23 protein-coding genes are annotated in these 23,418 nt (G+C 74.6%); 14 read left to right on the forward strand and 9 right to left on the reverse strand.

Annotation, left to right across the window (positions count from 1 at the left end; all coding sequences use genetic code 11):
- Window position 1: 1 nt before the first annotated feature.
- The gene (locus tag ACQP2P_RS29825; RefSeq protein WP_433606358.1) at window positions 2-496 is read right to left on the reverse strand and encodes a DUF4240 domain-containing protein; all 495 of its coding nucleotides are present in this window, start codon (window positions 494-496) and stop codon (window positions 2-4) included.
- 59 nt (window positions 497-555) lie between these two features.
- Here ACQP2P_RS29825 and ACQP2P_RS29830 point away from each other — a divergent pair, with 59 nt between their 5' ends.
- The 4 genes from ACQP2P_RS29830 to ACQP2P_RS29845 all read left to right on the forward strand — a co-directional run bounded on the left by ACQP2P_RS29830 (window position 556) and on the right by ACQP2P_RS29845 (window position 4,869).
- Complete coding sequence (locus ACQP2P_RS29830) at window positions 556-1,854, forward strand: enolase C-terminal domain-like protein (RefSeq protein WP_433606360.1); 1,299 nt, start codon at window positions 556-558, stop codon at window positions 1,852-1,854.
- Entirely contained in the window at window positions 1,851-2,684 is an 834-nt protein-coding gene (locus tag ACQP2P_RS29835; RefSeq protein WP_433606362.1) for an NAD-dependent epimerase/dehydratase family protein, read from the forward strand. Before ACQP2P_RS29830 ends, ACQP2P_RS29835 begins: the two co-directional genes overlap by 4 nt.
- A gap of 497 nt (window positions 2,685-3,181) precedes the next feature.
- Window positions 3,182-4,387 carry an SDR family NAD(P)-dependent oxidoreductase gene (locus tag ACQP2P_RS29840; protein ID WP_433606364.1) on the forward strand — a complete coding sequence of 402 codons (1,206 nt, stop codon included), beginning with the start codon at window positions 3,182-3,184 and terminating at the stop codon, window positions 4,385-4,387.
- A gap of 116 nt (window positions 4,388-4,503) precedes the next feature.
- Window positions 4,504-4,869: a hypothetical protein gene (locus ACQP2P_RS29845; protein WP_433606366.1), complete on the forward strand. Its 366-nt coding sequence runs from the start codon at window positions 4,504-4,506 to the stop codon at window positions 4,867-4,869.
- Window positions 4,870-5,139: 270 nt separating this feature from the next.
- Here ACQP2P_RS29845 and ACQP2P_RS29850 read toward each other — a convergent pair whose 3' ends face one another.
- On the reverse strand, window positions 5,140-5,313 hold the full coding sequence (locus tag ACQP2P_RS29850; RefSeq protein WP_433606368.1) for a hypothetical protein: 174 nt from the start codon (window positions 5,311-5,313) through the stop codon (window positions 5,140-5,142).
- Between the two features lie 441 nt (window positions 5,314-5,754).
- Between ACQP2P_RS29850 and ACQP2P_RS29855 the strand changes: the two genes are divergently transcribed.
- Entirely contained in the window at window positions 5,755-6,585 is an 831-nt protein-coding gene (locus tag ACQP2P_RS29855; protein WP_433606370.1) for an alpha/beta fold hydrolase, read from the forward strand.
- 41 nt (window positions 6,586-6,626) lie between these two features.
- On the opposite strand, the gene ACQP2P_RS29860 is transcribed toward ACQP2P_RS29855, so the two are convergent.
- Both ACQP2P_RS29860 and ACQP2P_RS29865 read right to left on the reverse strand, forming a co-directional pair.
- The gene (locus ACQP2P_RS29860; protein WP_433606372.1) at window positions 6,627-6,803 is read right to left on the reverse strand and encodes a hypothetical protein; all 177 of its coding nucleotides are present in this window, start codon (window positions 6,801-6,803) and stop codon (window positions 6,627-6,629) included.
- A gap of 21 nt (window positions 6,804-6,824) precedes the next feature.
- A complete protein-coding gene (locus tag ACQP2P_RS29865) occupies window positions 6,825-7,097 on the reverse strand; it encodes a hypothetical protein (RefSeq protein WP_433606374.1) in 273 nt (90 codons plus the stop codon).
- A gap of 114 nt (window positions 7,098-7,211) precedes the next feature.
- Between ACQP2P_RS29865 and ACQP2P_RS29870 the strand changes: the two genes are divergently transcribed.
- From ACQP2P_RS29870 to ACQP2P_RS29890, 5 genes are read left to right on the forward strand one after another with little or no spacing between them, the layout of a single operon-like run.
- On the forward strand, window positions 7,212-8,081 hold the full coding sequence (locus ACQP2P_RS29870) for a M48 family metalloprotease (protein ID WP_433606376.1): 870 nt from the start codon (window positions 7,212-7,214) through the stop codon (window positions 8,079-8,081).
- A 3-nt stretch (window positions 8,082-8,084) separates the two neighbouring features.
- Complete coding sequence (locus ACQP2P_RS29875; protein ID WP_433606378.1) at window positions 8,085-9,500, forward strand: FGGY family carbohydrate kinase; 1,416 nt, start codon at window positions 8,085-8,087, stop codon at window positions 9,498-9,500.
- A complete protein-coding gene (locus tag ACQP2P_RS29880; RefSeq protein ID WP_433606380.1) occupies window positions 9,497-10,879 on the forward strand; it encodes an NAD(P)/FAD-dependent oxidoreductase in 1,383 nt (460 codons plus the stop codon). The genes ACQP2P_RS29875 and ACQP2P_RS29880 overlap by 4 nt, the downstream gene beginning before the upstream one ends.
- A complete protein-coding gene (locus ACQP2P_RS29885; protein WP_433606382.1) occupies window positions 10,876-12,117 on the forward strand; it encodes an NAD(P)/FAD-dependent oxidoreductase in 1,242 nt (413 codons plus the stop codon). The genes ACQP2P_RS29880 and ACQP2P_RS29885 overlap by 4 nt, the downstream gene beginning before the upstream one ends.
- A 59-nt stretch (window positions 12,118-12,176) precedes the next feature.
- Window positions 12,177-12,770, forward strand: coding sequence for a hypothetical protein (locus ACQP2P_RS29890; protein WP_433606384.1), 594 nt, complete (start codon window positions 12,177-12,179; stop codon window positions 12,768-12,770).
- 87 nt (window positions 12,771-12,857) lie between these two features.
- Here ACQP2P_RS29890 and ACQP2P_RS29895 read toward each other — a convergent pair whose 3' ends face one another.
- The gene (locus ACQP2P_RS29895; protein WP_433606385.1) at window positions 12,858-14,024 is read right to left on the reverse strand and encodes a chitosanase; all 1,167 of its coding nucleotides are present in this window, start codon (window positions 14,022-14,024) and stop codon (window positions 12,858-12,860) included.
- Window positions 14,025-14,345: 321 nt separating this feature from the next.
- Between ACQP2P_RS29895 and ACQP2P_RS29900 the strand changes: the two genes are divergently transcribed.
- Window positions 14,346-16,673 carry a putative bifunctional diguanylate cyclase/phosphodiesterase gene (locus tag ACQP2P_RS29900; RefSeq protein WP_433606387.1) on the forward strand — a complete coding sequence of 776 codons (2,328 nt, stop codon included), beginning with the start codon at window positions 14,346-14,348 and terminating at the stop codon, window positions 16,671-16,673.
- Between the two features lie 19 nt (window positions 16,674-16,692).
- Here ACQP2P_RS29900 and ACQP2P_RS29905 read toward each other — a convergent pair whose 3' ends face one another.
- Together ACQP2P_RS29905 and ACQP2P_RS29910 are read right to left on the reverse strand one after the other, a co-directional pair.
- Window positions 16,693-17,640, reverse strand: a complete 948-nt coding sequence (locus tag ACQP2P_RS29905) for an anti-sigma factor RsbA family regulatory protein (protein ID WP_433606389.1) — start codon at window positions 17,638-17,640, stop codon at window positions 16,693-16,695.
- Entirely contained in the window at window positions 17,637-18,413 is a 777-nt protein-coding gene (locus tag ACQP2P_RS29910) for an MEDS domain-containing protein (RefSeq protein ID WP_433606391.1), read from the reverse strand. The genes ACQP2P_RS29905 and ACQP2P_RS29910 overlap by 4 nt, the downstream gene beginning before the upstream one ends.
- A 131-nt stretch (window positions 18,414-18,544) precedes the next feature.
- Here ACQP2P_RS29910 and ACQP2P_RS29915 point away from each other — a divergent pair, with 131 nt between their 5' ends.
- A complete protein-coding gene (locus ACQP2P_RS29915) occupies window positions 18,545-19,177 on the forward strand; it encodes an NADPH-dependent F420 reductase (RefSeq protein WP_433606393.1) in 633 nt (210 codons plus the stop codon).
- A gap of 103 nt (window positions 19,178-19,280) precedes the next feature.
- On the opposite strand, the gene ACQP2P_RS29920 is transcribed toward ACQP2P_RS29915, so the two are convergent.
- A complete protein-coding gene (locus tag ACQP2P_RS29920; RefSeq protein ID WP_433606395.1) occupies window positions 19,281-19,934 on the reverse strand; it encodes a class I SAM-dependent methyltransferase in 654 nt (217 codons plus the stop codon).
- Window positions 19,935-20,026: 92 nt separating this feature from the next.
- Window positions 20,027-20,329 (reverse strand): hypothetical protein, encoded by a 303-nt coding sequence (locus tag ACQP2P_RS29925; protein ID WP_433606397.1) that lies wholly within the window; start codon window positions 20,327-20,329, stop codon window positions 20,027-20,029.
- A 220-nt stretch (window positions 20,330-20,549) separates the two neighbouring features.
- Between ACQP2P_RS29925 and polX the strand changes: the two genes are divergently transcribed.
- Both polX and ACQP2P_RS29935 read left to right on the forward strand, forming a co-directional pair.
- Window positions 20,550-22,286: a DNA polymerase/3'-5' exonuclease PolX gene (gene polX, locus ACQP2P_RS29930; protein ID WP_433606399.1), complete on the forward strand. Its 1,737-nt coding sequence runs from the start codon at window positions 20,550-20,552 to the stop codon at window positions 22,284-22,286.
- The gene (locus tag ACQP2P_RS29935; RefSeq protein ID WP_433606401.1) at window positions 22,283-23,392 is read left to right on the forward strand and encodes a CapA family protein; all 1,110 of its coding nucleotides are present in this window, start codon (window positions 22,283-22,285) and stop codon (window positions 23,390-23,392) included. Before polX ends, ACQP2P_RS29935 begins: the two co-directional genes overlap by 4 nt.
- Window positions 23,393-23,418: the final 26 nt, after the last annotated feature.

Below are 23,418 nucleotides of genomic sequence, written 5' to 3' on the forward strand. Positions count from 1 at the left end.
CCTACTGGAACAGGGCCGCGAGGCGGGGCAGGCGCCGCTCGTTCTCGGCCTCGTCCTCGACGTCCCAGCGCTCGCCCCGGGCCGGCCCCGCCGGCCCGGTCGGCCGCCCGGCGGCGAGCGCGGCGTCGAACGCGGCCACGTCGCCGGTGCGGGCGCGGTAGGCGTTGCGGGCGGCGTAGTGCAGCGCCTCGTAGCCGAGCCAGCCGGAGCCCGCCGCCATCTCCCGCACGATCGGCAGGTCGGCCAGCGAGTCGGGATCGGCGCACGCGGCCTCGAAGGCGGCCCGGCCCTGCAGCATCAGCCCGGCGCGGAAGTCGCGGAAGCCGTCGTCGCCGCAGCCGCCCTCGATGAGGTACGCGGCCGCCCAGAGCGGCGCGAGGTAGGCGGCGTCGAGCACCTGCGAGTATCGCCGCGCGAAGGCCACGATCTCGTCGGGCGGCAGCTCGGTGAGGTCCGCCCCGCCCTCGATCAGCGCCCAGAACCTCTCGATCTCCACGGCGGCAACGGTAACCCGTCGCATACCTGGTGCAGGAGCGGCCCTCCTAGACTGGGCGGGTGAGTGCCGCACACGATCCCAACGCCCTGCTCGACGAGCACGGTGGACTGCCCGAGGCGCGCCCGCCGTGGCCGGCCCGCGACCGGCTGCGCATCACCGCCGTCCGCCCGATCGTCACGGCGCCCGAGGGGCTGCCGCTCGTGGTGGTGAAGGTGGAGACCAGCGAGCCCGGGCTCCACGGGCTCGGCTGCGCCACCTTCACCCAGCGCTACGCCGCCGTCGCCGCGGCCGTGTCCGAGCACGTGGGGCCCCTTGTGATCGGGCGGCACCCGGCCGACATCGAGGACATCACGCGGACGGTGCACTTCTCGTCGTACTGGCGCAACGGCCCGGTGCTGAACAACGCCCTCTCCGGACTGGACCAGGCGTTGTGGGACATCGCCGGCAAGCGCGCCGGGGTGCCGGTCTACGAGCTGCTCGGCGGCCGGGTCCGCGGCGGCGTGGAGGTCTACACGCACGCGTCGGGCGACACGACCGGGGAGGTCCTCGACGAGGCCGAACGGCTGATCGCCCAGGGCTACCGCTGCATCCGCATCCAGCGCGCCGAGCCCGGCCTCGGCAGCTACGGGGCGCCCGGCACCGGCGGGCACTACCCGGGCTCGCCGAACCCGGACGGCTGGGACCCGGAGCGGTATCTGCGCGGGACCCCGGCGCTGTTCGCGGCCGCCCGCGAGCGCCTCGGCTCCCAGATCAACCTCATGCACGACGTGCACAGCCGGCTCACCCCGAAGCAGGCGGTCGTGCTCGCGCGGGCGCTGGAGCCCTTCGGGCTGTCGTTCCTGGAGGACGTGATCCCGCCGGAGCACTACGACCGGCTGCCGGAGGTGCGGGCGGCGTCCCCGGTGCCGCTGGCCGTCGGCGAGCAGGTCGGCTCGGTGCCGGACGCGGCACGGCTGATCCGCGACGGCGGCGTCGACCTGATCCGCCTGCACACGTCGGCGATCGGCGGCCTCACCCCCACCCGCAAGCTCGCCGCGCTCGCCGAGCTGTGCGGCGTGCGAACCGCGTTCCACTCCCCCGCCGACGTCTCGCCGGTCGGGGTCGCGGCCAACCTCGCGGTCGACATCTCCAGCCCGGCGTTCGGGTTCCAGGAGTCGCACGAGTACAACGAGGCCACCCACGAGGTCTTCCCCGGCTGCCCGGACGTCGTGAGCGGCTACATGCAGCCGTCGGACGAGCCCGGCTGGGGCGTCGACCTCGACGAGCGCAAGGCGGCGCAGTTCCCGCCGACCAAGTTCCTGTTCGACCGCTGGGCGGCCGTGGTCCGCCGCCCCGACGGCGCGCTGGAGGCCCCGTGAGGGTTCTCGTGACCGGCGCGGGCGGCAACATCGGCCGCGCCGTCTGCGCCCGCCTCGCGGCCGAGCAGGTGCCGGTCCATGCCTTGGTACTGCACGATCGCGCACCGTCCACAGTGGAGCACTCGGTCACGGGCGACGCCGGCGACCCCGCCACGGTCCGGGCGGCCATCGGCACCGGCGTCGACGCGGTGGTACACCTGGCCGCCATTCCGAGCCCGCTGAACGACCCCCCGCTCGACGTCTTCGCCGGCAACACCCGCGCCACGTTCAACGTCCTGGAGGAGTGCGCACGGGCGGGCGTGCACCGCGCCGTCATCGCGTCCAGCTACTCGATCATGGGCCTGCGCTTCGCCGAGCGCGAGCTGCACCCGGCGTACTATCCGATCGACGAGCGGACCCCGCTGCAGATCGAGGACGCGTACTCGTTGTCGAAGCAGGCCGACGAGGCGACGGCCGCGATGATGCACCGCCGCCACGGCCTGGACATCGTGGCCCTGCGCTTCCCGTTCACGGCAGACTGGGCCCGGCTGCGCACCACGGCTTCGGCGTGCGAACGCGACCCGTCGACGATGGCCGCGGACTCCTGGTCGTATCTGCACGTGGACGACGCGGCCGAGGCGGTGTGGCTGGCCCTGACGCGCCCGGTGACCGGCTTCCACCCGTTGCTCCTGGCCGCCCCGCACACCATGTCCAAGCTGTCCACAACGGAGTTGATCGCGCGGTACCACCCGGAGACCGAGCTGCGCGCCCCGATCCCGGGCACCGCGACTCCGATCGACACCGGGGCCATCGAGCGGCTCCTGGGCTTTCACGCTACGCGCTCGCTGTGACGCGCGGCGCTCCCGTTCCAAGTCGCGACCTCTTTGCCGGCCGAGCCGTTCACCTCTTTGCCGGCCGAGCCGTTCACCGCGCGGCTGCCGGGTCGACACGGGCACCCGGGGCCTGCGCGCGCCGACTTCTCTGTGGACAGGCGGCTGACGACGCGGCCCGCAAGGTCTCCACCGCCCGCCTCGTCGCCCCGCGCTGGCCGATCCGGGGTGAGGAGTTCGGCGGCGCGTCCGCTGACGTGCTGGACGCGACGCGACAAGTCGGGCGCTCCGCGCCGCGACTTGTCGGATTTTTCGCCTGACGGGGTATACGCCCAGTTATTCTCGACCGCGGCTGTCCATAGCCCGCCCGAATGATGATGCCCGCGGCCCGGACGAACACCCAGTTGGCAGCGACGGCGAGGCCTTTTCCGGCAGCGCCGTCGCCGAGATGTTCGCCATTTGCGCTGGGGCGCGGTCCGGGATCGTGGTCGTGGCCGCATTCTGGGATAATTCTTGGTATGGGGCAGATGCAGCTTTTCAGCGCTCGGGAATTGGCTGCTATGCGGGATCGCACTAAGGCCAAACATTGGTGGCCCGGGAAGGACGAATTCCGGAAGGAAGCGCAGCGACGGCGCGACTGGGGGCTGGTGAGGCGGCATGCGGAGAAGTTGCGCCGAATTCACGAGCCCGCAGAGACAAACGCCCCGGAGCAAGCCTCGTCCGACTCCACCGAGAATACCGTGACGCCGCCCATTCGGTCCGCCGATAAAATCCGCACCCACGCCTGCACCGCACCCAGCGACACGGTTCCCCGGACGCAACAATCCTGCGCGACAATGCGCCAATGTTCCACCGCCGCCACCCCGCGTGCGGCCGGCCCGACCCGGTCCAACCGATGGTCGCCCTGTTCGGATTTCTCGCAGGAGCCCGTCCGTCGGGTGACGCTCACGACCGGTGCCGCCCGCGGCATCGGCGAACATACCGCGCGTGAGGCCGCCGCCCGCGTGGCGCTGGTCGGGCTCGGGCCCCACCGGCTGGAGACGCTCGCCGGACAGCTCGGCGGGGTCTGGTTCGCCGCCGACGTCACCGACCAGGCCAGTGTGGCGGCCGCGGTCGACGGGGTGATGGGCGCCTACGGCCGCATCGACGCCGTGGTGGCCAAGGCGGGCGTCGCCAGCCGCGGCACGGTGGCCACCGGCGACATCGAGGCCCTCGTGCACACCGTCGAGGTCAACCTGGCCGGCGTCATGCGCACGACCGCCGCGCGCCCGCCACACCACATCACGCCCGCACGGCCGCCCCGTGCCCGCCACACCACATCACGCCCGCACGACCACCACGCGCCCGCCACACCACATCACGCCCGCACGACCACCACGCGCCCGCCACACCACATCACGCCCGCACGACCACCACGCGCCCGCCACACCCCCACGGCTGCCTGGCTCATCGCCGCCTCGGTCACCTCGTTCACGGCGAGCACTTCGGCGACGCGGTGTGGCTGGACGTGGCCCACCACGGCACCGCCCACTCAAGCTTGGTCGACACCGATCTCGTCCGCGACGCCCAGGACGGCCTGCCCGCGTTCAAGAACACGCTGCGCGGGTGCCGCTCCCGCTGCGCTCGTCGAGCGCCGCGCACCGCAGCACACCGCCGGCCATGGACACCGCAACCCCGCGCGGCCGATGGAGCCGCCGATCCCGCCGGGGCCGCAACCGTCGTGACGAATGCCCTTGGACGACGGGCGAGCCGCGGCAATCGTCCTGGGGGCGGGCGGCGGCCGACGTGGATCGGGACCGCGGGTGAGCCGGCGGTCCGCCCGCCGCAGGCATCCGACCGGGTGCCGCCCGAGCTCGCGCTCCGCCTGCTGCGCGACGCCGGGGCCGGGGCCGGGATCACCGTGCTGGCGGATCGGCGCATCGCGGGCGTCGCGGCGGCCGGCGTCCGGGTGACGCCTGGGGATCCGCAGACCAGCGTCGGCGCCGTCGACGTGTGGGCCGATCCGCGCACGGGGCTGACCCTCGAGGTCGACGTGGGCGGGGCGCTCACGACGCGGTTCCTCCGCGCGCGCGTTGCGCCGCCCGCCGACGATGTCGCCCGGCCCCGTGCCGCCGCGTCGGGCGGATTCGCCCCGGTCGCCCAGCCGAAGATCGCCTCGGCGCTGAACTTGCCTGCCGGGCTCGTGCCCGGGTGCCGGGGACGTTGAGCGCGCTGGCGGTGTACGGCGACCTCGGCGCGCTGATGGAGGGACCGGCCGCCTACGGGCACCTGTCCGGCCGCGCGGACCTGCGCCTGCTCGACGCGGCCGGCCGCTCGGTGCGCGCCACCCGTCGCCGGCGCGTCGAGGAGGCGCTGGAGCGGGTCGGGCTCGGCGTCGACGGGTGCGGTGAGCCGAGCGTGACGACGCGCCGCGCCTTGTGCACGCCGTCGTGGTCGCGCACCCAGTGCCGGGCGACTCCCCCGGCGGAGCACTCGATCACGTCGACGGGGGCGCCGCGCGCACGGCCCGCGTCGCGGCATCGTCGAGCACGTCGGCCTGGGCGGCGAGGTCCCCAGTGCCGCCGCGGTCATCCGGGCCACGGTGGCCGTCCGCCCTCGCGGCCCGGATGGCCGCGGCGAACCGGTCGACGCCCGCCGTCCCACCCCCCATAGCCGGACACGAGCAGCACCGCGCCGGGGACCGCCTGGTCCACGGTGGCCGTCCGCCCTCGCGGCCCGGATGGCCGCGGCGAACCGGTCGACGCCCGCCGTCCCACCCCCCGTAGCCGGACACGAGCAGCACCGCGCCGGGGACCGGCCGGTCCGGGACGCGCACCGGCTCCTGCCGCAGCAAGGCGCGCAGCGCGAGTCCCCCGACGGCCAGTGTGCTGTCCACCAACCGTTGCCGGGTCCGCGACACAGCCGGACGAGCGCTCACGGCGGCCGCCAACCCAGGCAACGTTGGCGGTCGCCGCACTGGCACCGCGATCGCCCCGAGCACCGCGACCATCAGCCGCCGCCGAGGACTCATGCGCAACGCGCGCTTGACACGTCTGGCTAATGCCATTAGCTTTTAGCTAACGCCATTAGCCAGAGCCCCTTGGAGAGCGCGATGACCGAGTACCTGAACGTGGACGGCGGGACCCTGGCCTACGAGGTGACCGGCTCGGGCCCGCTCGTCGTGCTGGCCCACGGCATCGGCAACGACCGGGAGGCGTACCGCTTCGTGACGCCTCTGCTGGTCGCGGCCGGCCACCGGGTCGCCGCCCTGGACCTGCGCGGCTGCGGCGAGTCGAGCGTGGGCTGGAAGTCCTGCACCAGGACCGACATCGCCGGCGACCTGATCGCCCTGATCACCCACCTCGGCGGCCCGGCCGTGCTGGTCGGGCACTCGATCTCGGGCGGCGCGGCCACGATCGCCGCCGCGAAGGCCCCCTCGCTCATCACCGCGGTGGTGGAGCTGGCGCCGTTCACGCGCAAGCTGAGCTACTCCCTGGGCGACTTCCGCGTCGCCCGCTACCGCCGGGGCGTTCTGAACCTGCTCGGCGCCGGCCTGTTCGGCAGCATCGCCCGCTGGCGGCGCTACCTGGAGATCGCCTACCCGCAGCCCCGCCCCGCGGACTGGGACGCGAGCCTGGCGCGCATCGAGTCGAAGCTGCGCGAGCCGGGCCGCATGAAGTCCTTCCAGCTGATGGGGCGCTCGACACCGGCGGACGCCGCCGCCCAGCTCGGCAACGTGCGCTGCCCGGTGCTGATCATCGAGGGCGACCAGGACCCGGACTGGGTGGACCCGCGGGCGGAGGGCGAGGCGATCGTCGCGGCGCTCCCGGCGGGCCTGGGGCGGCTGGACATGATCGCCGGCGCCGGCCACTACCCGCACGTGCAGTTCCCCGAGCAGGTCGTCGCCGCGATGATGTCGTTCCTGGCGACGGTACGGGCTTGACCCTCACCGCACCGCCACCGCTCGAATCCGGCCGGCCGGCGTCAGGCGGGGCGGCGGTGTTCGGGGAGCTGGTTGAGCCACAGGGCCACGGCCCGCGCCCCCTCCTGGTCGAAGGCGGTCCGCGCCCGGCCCGCCGGGTCGCCGTCCTCGCCGGCGGCCAGCCGGCGGATGCGCGCGCGGGTCGCGGTCAGGCTGACGTCGTCCAGGACCACCGTCATGAGGACCTCCGCGCAGAACTTCTACAGTCGTGGAGAAGTCAGCAGGCGCTCGTCCCGCTCCGACAGGCCGCTCACGAAGCGGGGCAGCACCGAGGCGCGGCCGGACTCGGCCGAGAGCAGGCGGCTGATGCGGTTCGCGACGAGCCCGGCCGGGTCGCTGAGCGCGCCGTACCGGTACGCCCGCCCGGGGTCACCCGCTCGTGCGCCCGGCTCAGCGTCGTGACGACCGCGCGGCAGGACAGGCCGCCGCGGGATCGACCCGGCCCCGGGCCTCCCCCGGGGCGAGTGGAGCACCGGTCGAGCCGAGTACCGTCAGGATCTCGGCCTCGAGCTGGCCGGGCCGCCGCCTCGGTCGCGCCTCGTCCGGGGTCACGGGCACGACTGTAGCGGGAAGGGTGCGCCGCAATCATGTTCGGCCATGTCGTCTGGTCCGTCATCGCCGTCCGGCTGCTCGCCGACCGCCTCGCCCCGGGCGCCGCGGCGCGGGCCGTGGCCTGGTCGGCCGCCGTGGCCGCGATCGGCAGCACGGTCAGCCTGGCCCTGTTCGCGGCGCACGCCGCGGCCGAGGTGCCGTTCGCCGGCCGGGCGCTGGGCTGGTCCACGCGGATCGTCGCGCACGACACGGCGTCGCAGCCCTGGGTGCCGTGGCTCAGCATCGGGCTGCTCGCGGCCGCCGTCGGGTCGGTGTCGTACCGCTGGATGCGCCAGCGCCACCTCCTGCGCCTGCTGCCGTCCGGCCCGGCCGGGCCCGTGGTCCCGGTCCCCGACGCGACCGCGGGCGCGTTCGCGGTCCCCGGCCGCCCGGGCCGCGTCGTGGTCACGACCGGGATGCGGGACCTGCTCACCGATCGGCGGTTCGAGGCCCTCCTCGCCCACGAGCGCGCCCACCTCGCCGAGCGCCACCACCGCCTGGTGCGCGTGACGGAGCTCGCCGTCGCCGCGCGGCCGGCGCTGTGGTGGGCCGGCCGCCACGTCGACTACCTCGACGAGCGGGCCGCGGACGAGCGGGCCGCGGCCGCGCTGGGCGATCGCCGTACCGTCGCCCACGCCATCGGCACCGCCGCGCTCGCCGGCACCGCGCCGCACCCGGCGGGCCTGCACGCGGCGAGCGTCGGCGGCATCGTGCCCCGCCGGGTGAGCCATCTGCTGCGCCCCCGGCCCGCCGCCCTGCCGCGGGTCCTGGCCGTGATCCCGGTCCTGGTCGGCCTCTCGTCCCTCGTCTGGACCGGCGAGGCCGCCCTCGACCTGGTCCAGCTCTTCGCCGCGGCCGGGCGGTAAGCCGTGCACGTCCTCGCGATCGACCAGGGCACGTCCGCCACCAAGGCGGTGGTGACGGACGCCGCCGGGCGGGTGCTCGCGACCGCCGAGGAGGAGCTGCGGCCGGTCTACCTCGACGGCGGCGGCGTCGAGGTCGACCCGCACGCGCTGCTGCGCTCCGTGCTCGACGCCGGGCGGAGGGCCGCGGCCGAGGCCGGCGTCCCCCTCGACGCGGTGGCGCTGGCCAACCAGGGCGAGACCGTGCTCCCCTGGAACCGGGCCACCGGCGAGCCGCTCGGCCCCGCCGTCGTCTGGCAGGACCGCCGCGCCGAGGCGATCTGCGCCGCCCGCGCCGGCGCCGCGCCGCGCGTCGCCGAGCTGACCGGCCTCGTGCTCGACCCGTACTTCTCGGCCCCGAAGATGCGCTGGCTGCGCGAGCACCGCACCGCCGGGGGCGTCGTCACCACCACCGACACCTGGCTCGTCCACCGGCTCTGCGGCGCGTTCGTCACCGACGCGTCCACGGCGAGCCGCTCCCTGCTGCTCGACCTCGATCGGGTCGCGTGGAGCGACGAGCTGCTCGACCTCTTCGGCCTCGGCGGCGAGGAGCTGCCCGAGATCGTGCCGAGCGACCGGACCGTCGGCACCACCGCGGCGTTCGGCGGCGAGGTCCCCGTCACCGGGCTCGTCGTCGACCAGCAGGCGGCGCTGCTGGCCGAGGCGTGCCTGGAGCCGGGCACCGCCAAGTGCACCTACGGCACCGGCGCGTTCCTGCTGACCCAGCTCGGGGCGAGCGCCGCGCGCTCGCGGCAGGGCCTGGCCACGTCGGTCGCCTGGCGGCTGCGGGACACCACCGCGTACTGCGCCGACGGCCAGGTCTACACCGCCGCCTCCGCCGTGCGCTGGCTCGCCGACCTCGGCCTGATCAGCGGTGCCGCCGAGCTCGACGCGGTCGCGTCCCCCGACGGCGGGGGCGTGCTCTGCGTGCCCGCGCTCGCCGGGCTGGCCGCGCCGTGGTGGAGCGCGTCGGCGACGGCATCGCTGACCGGCATGACGCTGAGCACCGGCCGGGGCCACCTGGTGCGCGCGGTGCTGGAGGGCGTCGCCGCCCAGGTCGCCGCGCTCGTCGCGCTCACCGGCGACGACCTCGGCACCCCGCTGACCCGGCTGCGCGTGGACGGCGGGCTCACCCGGTCCCGCGTGCTCATGCAGGCCCAGGCCGACCTTGCGCAGCTGCCGATCGAGGTGTACCCGTCCCCGCACGCGACCGCCCTGGGCGCCGCCGCCTGCGCCCGCCTCGCCCTGGACCCCGGACTGTCCATCGTGGACGTGACCGGCGGCTGGCGCCCCGCGGCCACGTTCGAACCCGCGTGGCCCCCGGAGCGGGCCGCCGAGCACCTGGCCCGCTGGCACGCTGAGGCCGCGAGGGCCGCGGCATGACCGCCCGCACCTTCGACGTCGCCGTCATCGGGGCGGGCCTCGTCGGCTCCGCGATCGCCCGGCGCTTCGGGGCCACGCGCCTGTCGACGGTCCTGCTCGAGGCCCGCGACGACGTCGGCGACGGCACGAGCAAGGCCAACACCGCGATCCTGCACACCGGCTTCGACGCGAAGCCGGGCACGCTCGAGGCGCGCCTGGTCGCCCGCGGCTACCATCTGCTCGGCGACTACGCCGCGGCGACCGGCATCCCCGTGGAGCGCACCGGCGCGCTGCTGGTCGCATGGGACGACGAGCAGCTCGCGGCCCTGCCCGGCCTGCGGGACAAGGCCCGGCGCAACGGCTACGCCGAGTGCTCGATCGTCGATTCCCGGCAGGTGTACCACGAGGTGCCCGACCTGGCCCCCGGCGCTCTCGGCGGCCTCACGGTGCCGGGTGAGTCGATCACCTGCACGTGGACGACGAACCTGGCCCTCGCGACCGAGGCGGTGCTGCGCGGTGTCACCCTGCTGCGCGGCCACCGCGTCACCGCCGTGCGCGACGACGGCACGCGCACCTGGCTGAGCACCGAGCACGGCGACATCGGGGCGCGCTGGGTCGTCAACGCGGCCGGGCTCGGCTCCGACGTCGTCGACCGGCTCTTCGGCCACGAACGGTTCACCGTCACGCCCCGCCGCGGCGAGCTGCTCGTGTTCGACAAGCTCGCCCGGGCCAAGGCGCCGCGGATCGTCCTGCCCGTGCCGTCCAGGGTGGGCAAGGGCGTGCTCATCAGCCCGACGATCTACGGCAACGTGATGCTCGGCCCGACCGCCGAGGACCTCGAGGACCGGGCCGCCACCGGCACCTCCGAGGCCGGGTTCGCGTTCCTGCGCGAGAAGGGCGCCGCGCTCATGCCGTCGCTGCTGGACGAGGAGGTCACGGCCGCCTACGCGGGCCTGCGCGCCGCGATCGACGCCGAGGACTACCTGATCGACGTGGACGAGCCCCGCCGGTACGTGCTCGCCGGCGGCATCCGCTCGACCGGCCTCACCGCGTGCCTGGCCATCGCCGAGCACGTCGCGTCCCTCGTGGACGGGGTGCTGGACGTGGCCGAGCGCCCCGGCCTGCCGCCCCCGCCCCGGATGCCGAACCTGGGCGAGGCGGGCCCGCGGCCCTACCAGGACGCCGCGGCGATCGCGGCCGACCCGGAGTACGGCCGGATCGTGTGCTTCTGCGAGCGGGTGACACGGGGCGAGATCCGCGACGCCTTCGCCGCGCCGATCCCGCCGTCCACCGTGGACGGCCTGCGGCGCCGGACCCGCGCGATGAACGGCCGCTGCCAGGGGTTCTTCTGCGGTGCCGAGGTCGCTGCCCTGGCCGAGTCGCACGGGGGGCCGCGGTGAGCGAGCACGTGCGCGTCGCGATCGTCGGGGGCGGGCCCGCCGGGCTCGCGGCGGCCGCGGTCCTGGCCGGGCGCGTGGACGGCACGGTGCTCGTGCTGGAGCGGGAGACCGCGCCCGGGGGGATCGCGCGGCACAGTGCGCACAGCGGGTACGGCATCCGGGATCTGCACCGAGTCCTCAGTGGACCGTCCTATGCGGACCGTCTCGCGGGACGGGCCGCGGCGGCCGGGGCGGTGCTGGAGACCGAGGCGATGGTGACCGGCTGGGCCGGCGACCGTGCGCTCGAGGTGACCTCGCCGCGCGGGCGGCGCACGGTGACCGCCGACGCGATCGTGCTCGCCACCGGCGCCCGCGAGCGGCCGCGGCCCGCGCGGGGAATCCCCGGCGACCGGCCGGCCGGCGTCTACACCACCGGGCAGCTCCAGCAGCTCGTCCACCTGCACCACCGGGCCGTCGGCCGCCGCGCGGTCGTCGTCGGGGCCGAGCTCGTGAGCTGGTCGGCGGTGCTCACCCTGCGCGCGGCCGGCTGCCGGACGGTCCTGCTCACCACCGAGCTGGCCCGGCCCGAGCTGCGGCTGCCGCTGCGCCCCGTGCGCACCCGCACCCGCTTGGCCGCCATCCACGGGCACGGCCGGGTGTCCACTGTGGAGCTGGAGGACCTGCGCACCGGTCGCCGCGAGCACGTCGCGTGCGACACCGTCGTGCTCACCGGCGACTGGATTCCCGACCACGAGCTGGCCCGCGCGGCCGGGCTCGCGATCGACCCGGCGACGCTCGGCCCCCGCGTCGACGCCGCCCTGCGCACGAGCCGCCACGGCGTCTTCGCGGCCGGCAACCTGTTGCACCCGGTCGACACCGCCGACGTCGCCGCGCTCGACGGCCGCCACGTCGCCGCCGCGGTGCTGCGGCACCTGGCCGGCGCCGGGCGGCCCGGCAGCGCCGGCGTCGAGCGGCCCGGGAGCCCCGGCGTCGAGCTGGTCGCCGAGCCGCCGCTGCGGTGGGTGGCCCCGCAGCTCATCCACCCGGGCGGCCCGCCGCCGGCCCGGGACCGGCTGCTGCTGTGGACCACCGAGCACCGCCGCCTCCCCCGCGTCACCGCCACGCAGGACGGCCGCCGGCTCGGCTCGCGGCGCCTGCCCTGGCCGGCCGCCCCCGGGCGGGTGTTCCGGGTGCCGTACGCGCTGGTCCGGCCGGCCGACCCGACCGGCGGCCCGGTCCACCTCACGCTCGGCGACTGACAGTCCGGGCCCTCACCGCGGACGCACTGTCCGGCCGCGACGCGTAAGATCCCGCACCCGTGGAGCAGACTGGAATGATCGGCTGGCTCGACGGTGTCTGGGCGAGCACGCATCTCGTGCAGATCGTCGAGGGCGGCGAGGCGGCCGGTCCGCTGCCCGGGCGGGCGGTGCTCGCCGAGCTGCGCGAGCCCCCGGCGCTCGGCGCGCTCCGGGCGCTGACGACGACCGGCCGGTTCACCGGCGACATCTGCCGCTGTCACGGCCACACGACCGTCGTGCTGCGCGGCACCGCGGGCGAGGCCCTGGCCTGCGCCAGCCTGCATGCTTACGGTTCGGTCAGCTGGGAGCGGTCGCGATTCCGGAACGACCTCGAGGTGGTTGACGCCGCGGGGCTGCATCCGCACTGGTGCGGCAGTTGCTCGCCGACATCGCCGCGCCGGACATCGCGGCCGCCGCGGCGGCCGCGATGTCCGGCCCCCGTCGCGATGGGCGTGGTCAACCTGCTCATGACGACCGGCGACGATCCGGTACTCGCCTCGGCCGTCGCACCCACCCTGCGCCGGCTGTTCCCGCCGCCCCCGGCCCAGGCGGCCCGACGAGCCGTCGCGGGCCGCGACCGGGCCGGCCGGGGGCAGCACCCGGCACCTGGGTAGCGCCGCGATCCCGGCCGGCAGGTCACGCACGACGAGCGTCACGCACCGCATCGTCGAGCGACGCCGATTCGGGCAGGCGGGTGACGGTCAGGCGGTGATGGTGTACGGGTCGCCGTACACCTTCCACGCCAGCGGCAGCCGCAGGTCGAGGTTGCCCGCGGCCAGGAACGCGCGCTGGGCGGTGTCGACGCGGCTCGTGTCGCTGTGCACCTCCTCGGTGCGCATCGCGGCGACCCGGGCGTCGAGGAACGCGTTGAGGTACGCGGTCTCGTCGCCGCCCTGGGCCGGGCTCTTCGCCTTGGCCAGGGCCGCCTTGCGGATGCCGCCGAAGCTGGCGGCGTCGTTGCCGGGGCCGTGCATGACGAGCGCGTCGAAGTAGGCGAACTGGCCCAGCGCCCGCAGCCCGTCGGCCTTGGCCTGGGCGATCGCCGGGTTGAGGTAGACCCGGTCGCGCTCGTCGTCCTGGGCTTTACGCAAAGCCGGGTCGGCCGCGGCGCGCTTCCAGTCGGCGACGAAGGCCGCGCCGAGGCCGGTGTGCGCGGCGGTGCCGTTGACGCTGCGCAGGGCCGGCAGATACTTCGCCAGGACGTTGCCGGGCGCGGCCGCGGTGTAGGCCTCGACGACCTCGAGCATGTCGCCGGTGCCGGAGCAGAAGCCGATGATGCCGCCGGTGTACCCGCGGCCGTCCCCGATGTCCTCGATGTACTGGTACTGGGCCTGCCAGTCGAGGCTGGAGTTCTCCGCCGAGGACACCAGGCGCATGGCGACGTCCGTGCTCAGGTCCGCCCTGGTCGGGGCCGGGGTCGGGGTCGGGGCGGGGGCCGGGGCCGCCTCGGCCCGGTGCCCGTAGACCTGCAGCTCGCCGAGCGCGAGTCCCTTCGCGTCGCGCGGGGTCGCCGTCAGCCGCACGTAGCGCCCGGTGCCGCCGAGGCCGCCGAGGTCGTCGGTCCTGCCGTCGCCCGAGCCGGTGGAGTACAACGGCGTCCAGGTGCTCCCGTCGGCGGAGGTCTCCAGGCGGTACACCTTGGCGAAGGCGGAACCCCAGGACAGCTTGACGCGGCTGACGGCGCTCACGGCCCCGAGGTCGACCCGCAGCCACTGCGCGCCGCGCCCGCTGGTCGTCCACCGCGTCGAGGTCTTCCCGTCGACCGCGCGCGCGGCGCTGCCCGCCGACGCGGCCGTGGGCCGGCCCTTGGACACCACGGCGTCCGCCGCGTACGCGCCGGGCGCCCCGAGCGCCACCCCCGCGATCACTGCCCCGATCCCTGCCACCGTGCGCCGTGCCGCCATGCCATCCCTGCCCGTCCGTCGGAGTCCCGGTCGGCGTGAGCATCGGCACACCCGGACGCGACCATGATCCCGGCAACCACCCCGCTCCCGCCCCGCGACGAACGCGAAACGGGCGACGCCGCTCGACAGCGGCGGCGAGCGCGCGGCGGCCGGCGGCGGGCGGCCCGGGCCGTGACCCGTGGTGGCGGATTGACCGATGGGGCTACAGGCGTTTCCTACATATCCTGGCGCGGCGACCGATCTTGCAGGCGGCCGATCGGACGGACCAGAGGGAGGCGCGACGGCATGGGCGACGAACATCTGCGGGCCGAGCGCGCCGACACGCGGCCGCTGCTGATCGCCTGCCTCACGATCTTCGGGCTCGGCTGCGTCTGGACCGTGTTCTTCGCCGCGGGGCTGCCGGCACCGAAGGTGCTGATGTGGCTCACGGTGCCCGCGACCAGCGTGGTCGCCATGCTCACCACGCTGCGGGTGGCCCGCACGCCGGGGCTGCACCCGGCCGCGCGGCGGTTCTGGGCGACCCTCAGCGTCGTCGAGGTGCTCGTGCTCGCCGGGGCCAGTTTCATGACCGCGGCCACGTTCGCCCAGTGGTCCTCGCGCCCGTTGCTCCTCGTCGGCACCGCCGTGCCGCTGCTCGCCGTCGCGCTGCTGATCGTGATGTGGGCGCTGCTGCGGCTCCCCTTGGGCGAGCGCAGCCGCAGCGAGTGGGTGCGGCTCACGCTGGACGGGGCGACCGTCATGGCCGGCGCGGCGCTGTTCCTGTGGCACCTCGTGCTCCGGCCGCTCGCGCAGAGCCACACCGACGTACCCAAGTTCCTCGGGATCCTGCTGATCTCCCTGGTCTGCCTGCTGGCGCTGGTCGCGGTGATGAAGGTGGTGATGGTCGGCAGCGGGCCGGTGACCTCGGCGTCGCTGCGGCTGCTGGCGCTCACCATTCTCATCGGCGTGTTCGCCTCCGCGGCGGCGCCGATCACCAACCAGCCGCGCTGGGTCGGGCTGCAGCCGATCAGCATCATCGTGAACATGCTCATCGTGACCTGGTCCGCGCACGTCCAGCGCCGCGGCAGCGACGAGCCCGCCGCTCCCCGGGCCGGCGCGCGGCGGCAGCGACGGTTCTCGACGCTGCCCTACGTCGCCGTCGCGGCCACCTCGCTGCTGCTCGCGGTGCAGAGCTTCCGCGCGGGGCGGGACCAGGGCGTCGTCGACATCGCGCCGGTGGCGCTCGGGGCCATCCTCATCACCGGGATCGTGGTCGCGCGGCAGCTGTTCGCCCTGCGGGACAACGCGCACCTGCTCGACTCGGTCAGCCGGCACGAGCAGCAGCTGCAGCACCAGGCGACCCACGACACGCTCACCGGCCTGGCCAACCGGGCCGGGTTCAGCGCGCTCGTCGGCGAGGCCCTGACCCAGGACGCGAGCGCGGCCGTGCTGCTCATCGACCTCGACGACTTCAAAGAGGTGAACGACACGCTCGGGCACGACGTCGGCGACGCCGTGCTCGTGGCGGTCGCCGAGCGGCTGCGGGCCGCGGTGCGGGGCGGCGACGTCGTGGCCCGCCTGGGCGGGGACGAGTTCGCGGTCCTGCTGCGCCACGCGCCGGGCGGGGACGCCGACCGGGCCGCGGAGCGGGTGCTGTCGCTGCTCGTGCCGCCGGTGAACGCGGCCGGGCACCACCTGCTCGTGCACGCCAGCATCGGCGTCGCGCCGGCCGGGCCCGGCGACGACCTGGGCACCCTGCTGCGCAAGGCCGACATCGCGATGTACGCCGCGAAGGACCGCGGCAAGGGCAACTCCGTGGGCTACACGCCGGACATGGCGGCCCGCATCCAGGCCCACGCCGAGCTCGGCGCGGACCTGCGCGACGCCATCGGGACCGAGCGGCTCTACCTGCGGTACCAGCCGATCGTCCGGCTCGAGGACGGTGCGCTGTTCGGAGCCGAGGCGCTGATGCGCTTCGAGCACCCGACCCGGGGCCCGGTCTCGCCGGCCGAGTTCATCCCCGTCGCCGAGCAGTCCGGCCTGATCGTGCCGCTGGGCCGCTGGGCCCTGCGCGAGGCGTGCCGGCAGGCGTCGCAGTGGCTGCGGCAGTACGGCGACGACGCGCTGCGCTCGATCACCGTCAACGTGGCCGGGCGCCAGCTGCAGGACCCCGGGTTCGTCGACGACGTGCGGGCCGCCCTGGCCGCGACCGGGCTGCCGGCGCAGCGGCTGCTGGTCGAGGTGACCGAGACCGCGGTGCTCAACGACGGGCCGGCGATCGCGACCCTGCACGAGCTGCGGGCGCTCGGCGTGCGCATCGCGCTGGACGACTTCGGCACCGCCGCGTCCTCGCTCGGGCTGCTGCTGACCTGCCCCGTCACCACGCTCAAGCTCGACCGCAGCTTCGTGGAGGAGATCACGACCGCGGGCCGGCCGGCGGCGGTCGCCCAGGCGGTCATCCACATCGCGAAGACGCTCGATCTCTCGGCGGTCGCGGAGGGCATCGAGACCCCGGCGCAGGCCGAGTCGCTGCGGCGGCAGGGGTACGAGCTCGGGCAGGGGTACCTCTACGCCCGCCCGCTCGCCCCGGAGGAGCTCGAGGCCCGGCTCGAGCCGGCGGCCCAGCCCGTGTAGCTCCCGCCGGTCGTCCGGTCTAGTCCCTCACGGTCATCCGGACGGTGAACCCCTCGGGTGCGCGCTGCAGGGTGACGTGGTCGCAGACCTGGTGGGTGATCCACAGCCCGAAGCCGGCGGAGTGCTCGCTGGCCGCGGGCAGCAGCCCCGCGAACGGGTCCTTCGGACCGGTGCCGGCGTCGGTGACGGACACGACCACGCGCCCGTCCCCGGCCCACACGCGCAGGCGGGTCGACGGCCGGCCGTACCGGACGGCGTTCGCCACGATCTCGCTCACCGCGAGCGTGAGGTCGTCCAGCCGCGCCCCGCCGACCCGGCCCTCCCCGGCCGCGCGCACGATCCGGCGGGCCTCCTCGGCCGGCGCGTCGAGCACGTCGGCGGCCGGGGGCTGCCACTGCAGCGGGTCGGCGACCTCGGGCCGGTTCTCCAGCAGGAACGTCTCGGGGTCGGTGTACTCGTCGTTGGCCGTGTGCCGCCCGCCGGGCCCGGCGGTGCGGGGGTGGGTGCGCAGCACGTCGGCGAGCACGTGGGCGGGGGTGCTGCGGGTGTCGTACGCGCACATGCTCCACAGCGGGAAGTCGTCGTACGCGTGGTTGATCGCCGACTCGTAGCGGGCCCACCAGTCCCAGGTGTCGCCGAACGTCTCGCGGCCGAGCTCGCCGACGATGCGGATCTGCCCGGCGCCGGCGGCCACCTGCTCGGCGAGCAGGTGGCGGTAGGAGCGGATGGCCCCGGCCGGGCGCGCGTAGACGTCGCCGCCGGGGAGGAACGTCACCGGGCAGCCGGCCGGCAGGGCGTCGCGGACCAGGGCCGCGTTGCGCGCCCCGAACGAGACCAGCGTGGGCTCGCCGGCTTCGGCCCCGCCCAGCAGGAAGGGCACGACCACGGCGAGCAGGTGCTCGTCGGAGTCGTAACACACCGCCTCGTGCAGGTAGCCGGTGTGCCCGGCCCCGGCCCCCGTCCTCATCCCGCCGCCTCTATCCGAATCCGCGTCAGCCGAAGCAGCTCGACCAGGTGCGCCGCGGTCGTCAGCGAGGTGCGCAGCACCGCGGTGACGTCCCGCCGCTCCGCGTAGCGCTCCAGGTGCAGCAGCGCCCGGTGGTCGACGAAGTGCAGGCCGTGCGCGTCGAAGACGATCTCCCCGTGCTCAGGATGTGGTGCTACCCGCTCGAGTGCGACGGGAAACAGCCGGTCGGCGCCGCTGTCCAGCTCGCCGCTGAGCAGCGCCGTGCCGGGCGCGTAGGGGTCGCCGCGCAGCGTGAACCGGGCCTCGGTGGCGTTGGTGCGCGGGTGGAGGCAGGCGAGCTCGCCGACGGCCCGCTCGCCGGCCTCGGCCCGGTGCAGCGCGCACACGGCCTGCATCGGGGCGACGGCGATGAAGCGATCGACCAGGGCCTCGTATCGCGCGAAGGCGTCCAGCTCGGCGTCGGTGCGCAGGAGCGCGGCGCAGTCGGCGAACACCCGTAGCCCGGTGTGCCCGGCGGCGAGCGCCGCTTCGGTGGCGACGGCGTACGCGGCGACCTGGGCCTTCGGGTCGACGGCGGCACCGGCCGCGTAGGTGGACTCGATCGAGACGAACTCGGCGCCCTCGGGCAGCCAGCCCGGGTCGGCGAGGCCGGCGAACCAGGCCCGCTCCCCGGCCTGGAGCCCGGCATCGAGGTATGACCGTGCGTAGTCGTACAGTTGCCCCGGGTCGTCATACGTCCAGCAGATGTGCTGGTCGGGGGCGAGGTTACGCACGGTGAGAGCCTAGCGCCTGGAACGTTGCCCATGAAAGGCCCACCGCGGACCACTCCCCTTACCCGCGGGTGAACGCGTCCGGCACGGGCCGGTTGTTGGGTGAAGGGGTCCGGCCGGGGTAGCCGGGGCGCATGAGAATCGGACTGATCGGGGCGGGCCACATCGGCTCGACGCTCGCGTACCTGTGTGCCGAGGCCGGCGACGACGTGGCAATAGCCAACCGCCACGGCCCGGACACGCTGCACGAGCTCGAAGTCGGCCTCGGCCGCCGGGTGCACGCCGCGACACCCGGCGAGGCCGCCCGATTCGGCGAGATCGTCGTGCTCGCGGTGCCGTTCGGGCAGTACCGAGATTTGCCGGCCGCCGAGCTGAACGGCAAGACCGTGATCGACGCGAGCAACTATTATCCGCAGCGCGACGGCCGGTTCGCCGAGCTCGAGGACGGCCACGTGACCAGCAGCGAGCTGGTGCAGCGGGAACTGCCGGGCGCGCACGTGGTGAAGGCCTTCAACGCGATGCGGTGGGACCACCTGCGCTCTTACGGCCACTCGGCGGGCGCCAACCGCCGCTACGGCATCCCCGTGTCGGCGGACGACGCCGAAGCCAAGTGGAAGGTGTTCGACCTGGTGGAGCAGCTCGGCTTCGAACCGGTCGACGCGGGCGGCCTGGCCGACGGCGGTCGCAAACACCAGCCGGGCACCCCGGTCTACACCGCGGACCTGTGGGCCGAGGACCTGCGCGAACGCGTCGGCGTGGACGCCTGACGCAACCGCTTGCGCATCTGGGGCGCATCAGGCGCCAACATCAGCTCACCGCGCGGCGCGGGCACGGCCGCCGTGCGTCGTCGTTTCCGGACGGCCGCCGCGGTCAGTCGAGGCGCCCGTCGCCGATGCGCGCCTCGCCGAGGATCCAGTCGTCGCCGTCCCGCTCGATGCGGCACTCCCACCCGAGCCCGTCCAGCCGGTCCCGCAGCGCCGCCGGGTCGACGAAGTGCTTGACGATGCGGAACGTGCGCCCGTCGGCGAGCCGCCGCTCGACCACCTCGTCGCCGACGAAGGCCTCCTTGGCCTGTTCGTCCACGTGCTCGTCGACGAACAGGACGCGGCCGCCGGGGGCGAGCCGGTCGCGGACGAGGCCCCAGAACTCGTCGAACCGCGCCTGCGGCACGTGGGAGAGCCAGGCCGAGAAGAACACGACGTCGTACGCCCCCGTGGCCCGCCACGCGAAGACGTCCGCGACCTCGAAGGAGACCGCGCCCTCCCGGACGCGGCCCCGGGCGATGGCGATCGTCTCGGGCGCGGCGTCCACGGCGTGCACCGAGCCGGCCTCCCGCGCGAGCGCCTCTGTCCACATCCCGGTGCCGCAGGCGAGCTCGAGCACCCGCCCGCGCGGCGCCATCGCGCGCACGAGCCGCGCGATCCGGGCCCGGGCGGTGTCCACGTCACCGTAGGCCGTGGCGTCGTACTCCCCGGCGCGGCTGCGGTAGTACCCCACCTGCTCGGCCAGTACATCGTCCGTCATCGGTCCATCCTGCCGCAACGGCGGATGCGAGCGCGGCGAGGGCGAGCTCCGTGCCGCGCTCGCGGCATGTCCCCGCCGCGGCAGGAAATCGGCTACGGCGCCTCTTCCACGGCGTCGCCGGTTGCGCCGTCGGTGAGCGGAGCCGACAGCAGACCCGGAATCCGCCGGTCGTAGCGTTCGATCTCCAGCTCGGCCTTGCGCACCTCCAGCGCGGTCTGCCGGTTCTGCTCCTCAGCCAGCTTCGCCTTCGCCTGCTCCAGCTTGACCTTCTCCTGGGCCATCGCCAGTTTGAACCGGTGCCGGCGGGACTGCAGGTGCTGGACGAACCCGGCGGTGCTGCCGCCGAAGAGCAACAGGAATATGACGATGTACCAGAACACGTCGTCGAACACCACAGCACCTCCGTAGGCCGGGCGATTTCCCTGGGCGGGCCGACGCAACCGCGATGCGGCAACGCCACCATACGGGGATGCGTCAAGTTCGATGGCCCGGGCGGCGGCACGTCATCGCCGGGCCGTAGGTGCCGCCCCCGGCCACCGATCCGTCTGCCACGGCCCGTCGGGGCGGCCGGCCGGCGCCGTGTCCGCCGCCGGCAGCCGGCCTAGACTTGGCGGTATGGCGCGGGCGAACGACGCCGTCGCGGCGCTGCTGCAGGAATACGCCGACCTGCTGATCGTCACCGGTGGAGCACCGTTCAAGAGCCGGGTGTACGAGAAGGCGGCCCGCGCGGTCGCCGGTCACCCGCTGGACGTCGCGACCATGGACGACGGCGGCCTGCGGCAGATCCCGGGCGTCGGCACCTCGATCGCCGAGAAGATCGTCGAGTACCTGCACACCGGTCGGGTGGCCGTGGTGGACGACCTGCGGCTGCGGGTGCCCGGCGGCGTGCTGGACCTCATCCGGATTCCCACCCTGGGGCCGAAGCGGGCCGTGCAACTGCACGACGAGCTCGGCGTGGCCTCGATCGACGAACTGCGGGACGCGATCGCCGCCGGCAAGCTGGCGGGCCACCGGGGATTCGGCGCGAAGACGGCCGGGAACATCCTGCACGGCATCGAGGTGCTGCAGCGCAGCCACGGCCGGGTGCTGCTGTCGGTGGCCACCGCGGCGGCGGAGCAGGTCGTGGAGGCGCTACGCGGCGTGCCGGGGTGCATCCGGTGTACCTGGGCCGGCTCCCTGCGCCGGTTCCGCGAGACCGTCGGCGACGTCGACATCCTCGCCGCGGCGACCGGGCCGGGTCCGCTGATGGACGCCTTCACGCGGCTGCCCATGGTCGCCGACGTGCTGGCCAAGGGCGCGACGAAGTCCTCGGTACGGCTGCACGGCGACCTGCAGGTGGACCTGCGGGTGATCCCGCCCGCGGCATGGGGCGCCGGGCTGCAGTACTTCACCGGCTCCAAGCCGCACAACGTGCGGGTACGTGAGATCGCCGTCCGAGCCGGGTTCAAGCTCTCCGAGTACGGGCTGTTCCGCGTCAACGACGGCAGCCTCGTGGTGTCCGAGACCGAGGAGGCCGTGTACGAGCGGCTCGGCCTGCAGTGGGTCCCGCCCCCGCTGCGCGAGGACCGGGGCGAGGTCGAGGCGGCCCGGGACCGGGCGCTGCCGGCGCTGGTGACGGAGGCGGACATCCGCGGCGACCTGCACACCCACACCGACCTCACCGATGGCGTGGCACCGCCGGCCGACATGGTGGCCGCGGCCCGGGCCCGCGGCTACGAGTACTACGCGATCACCGACCACGCCAAGAACATGCCCATGCAGCGCATGACCGACGACAAGATGCTCGCCCAGCGCCGCACGTTGCGGGAGCTGGAGACCGGCGGCGGCCCGGTGCTGCTGCACGGCACGGAGCTCAACATCGGCCCGGACGGCGAGCTGGACTGGCCGGGAGCGTTCCTGTCCGGGTTCGACCTGTGCGTCGCGTCGGTGCATTCCCACTTCAACCAACCGGCCGCCCAGCTGACCCAGCGGCTGGTGCGCGCGTGCGAGAACCCCTACGTCACCGTCCTGGGCCACCCGACCACCCGCCTGATCGGCAAACGGCCACCGCTGGACGCGGACTTCGACGCCGTGTTCGCGGCCGCCGCGCGCACCGGCACCATCCTGGAGGTCAACAGCTTTCCCGACCGGCTGGACCTGCCCGACGAACTCATCCTGCGCGCGAAGCGCCACGGTGTCCGCTTCGCCGTCGACACCGATGCGCACGCACCGGTGCACCTGGACCACCTGCGGTACGGCATCGGCACCGCCCAGCGCGGCTGGCTCACCGCCGACGACGTGGTCAACACCTGGCCGATCGAACGCCTCCGCGCCTACATCGACGCCAAGCGAACGGCGGCGGCGCGGCCGTGAACGGCAGGCCGGCCGGTCCGTTGACGCTGTTCCTGTGCGGCGACGTGATGCTGGGCCGCGGCATCGACCAGATCCTGCCGCATCCCCTCGACCCGACGCTGCGCGAACGGTACGTGCACGGCGCGGGCGACTACGTCGCGCTGGCGGAGGCGGCGAACGGCCCCGTCCCCCGGCCCGTGGACTTCTCCTGGCCGTGGGGCGACGCACTGGACGTCCTGGCCGGTGCCGCGCCGGACGCCCGGATCGTGAACCTGGAGACCAGCGTCACCGGCACCGACCGGTTCGCGGCGGGCAAGGCGGTGCACTACCGCATGAATCCCGCCAACCTTCCCTGCCTCGCGGCGGCGCGTCCGGACGTGTGCGTCCTGGCCAACAACCACGCCCTGGACTTCGGGCTCGGCGGCTTCGAACAAACGCTCGCCGCGTTGAGCAGCGCGGGCCTCCAGGTGGCCGGCGGCGGCCTGGATGCGCATCAGGCGCGGCGACCCGCGACGGTGCGCGTCGACCACGCCCGCGTCCTGGTGTTCGCGTGCGGGGCGACGTCCAGCGGCATTCCGCTGGACTGGGCCGCGACCGAGGATCGAGCCGGTCTCGACGTCGTGCCGGAGATCTCCGTGGACGGCGCCGAACGGCTCGCCGAGCGCATCCGGCGACACAAGCGGCCCGGCGACGTCGCGGTCGTCTCCATCCACTGGGGGTCCAACTGGGGGTACGAGATCCCGGCGGAGCAGATCCGCTTCGCCCACGCGCTCATCGACAACGGCGCGGACGTCGTGCACGGGCACTCCTCGCACCATCCCCGGCCGATGGAGGTGTACCGCGACCGGCTCATCCTGTACGGCTGCGGTGACTTCATCAACGACTACGAGGGCATCGGCGGCTACGAGCGGTACCGCGACGACCTGCGGCTGCTGTACCTGGCGTCCATCGCGCCCACGGGCGCGCTCCTGGGCCTGCGCATGGCGCCGATGCAAGCCAGGCGTCTGCGGCTGCAACGCGCCTGCGCCGAGGACACCGAGTATCTCCGGGCCGTCCTCAACGTGGTCAGCGCCCGATTCGACGTCCGGATCGACGCCACCGCAGAGGGCATGCTCACCGCTTCCTGACACGGTTGATCGCGGCAGCGACAATC

This window comes from Dactylosporangium sp. CA-139114 (assembly GCF_050955725.1).
Lineage (GTDB): Bacteria > Actinomycetota > Actinomycetes > Mycobacteriales > Micromonosporaceae > Dactylosporangium.

Coding starts and splice junctions, on each gene's coding strand:
- ACQP2P_RS29860 (WP_433606372.1), bottom strand. CDS start 6,803: ATGACGGTGGTCCTGGACGACGTCAGCCTGACCGCGACCCGCGCGCGC.
- ACQP2P_RS29850 (WP_433606368.1), bottom strand. CDS start 5,313: ATGGGGGGTGGGACGGCGGGCGTCGACCGGTTCGCCGCGGCCATCCGG.
- ACQP2P_RS29855 (WP_433606370.1), top strand. CDS start 5,755: ATGACCGAGTACCTGAACGTGGACGGCGGGACCCTGGCCTACGAGGTG.
- ACQP2P_RS29880 (WP_433606380.1), top strand. CDS start 9,497: ATGACCGCCCGCACCTTCGACGTCGCCGTCATCGGGGCGGGCCTCGTC.
- ACQP2P_RS29840 (WP_433606364.1), top strand. CDS start 3,182: ATGGGGCAGATGCAGCTTTTCAGCGCTCGGGAATTGGCTGCTATGCGG.
- ACQP2P_RS29915 (WP_433606393.1), top strand. CDS start 18,545: ATGAGAATCGGACTGATCGGGGCGGGCCACATCGGCTCGACGCTCGCG.
- polX (WP_433606399.1), top strand. CDS start 20,550: ATGGCGCGGGCGAACGACGCCGTCGCGGCGCTGCTGCAGGAATACGCC.
- ACQP2P_RS29870 (WP_433606376.1), top strand. CDS start 7,212: ATGTTCGGCCATGTCGTCTGGTCCGTCATCGCCGTCCGGCTGCTCGCC.
- ACQP2P_RS29905 (WP_433606389.1), bottom strand. CDS start 17,640: ATGAGGACGGGGGCCGGGGCCGGGCACACCGGCTACCTGCACGAGGCG.
- ACQP2P_RS29900 (WP_433606387.1), top strand. CDS start 14,346: ATGGGCGACGAACATCTGCGGGCCGAGCGCGCCGACACGCGGCCGCTG.
- ACQP2P_RS29920 (WP_433606395.1), bottom strand. CDS start 19,934: ATGACGGACGATGTACTGGCCGAGCAGGTGGGGTACTACCGCAGCCGC.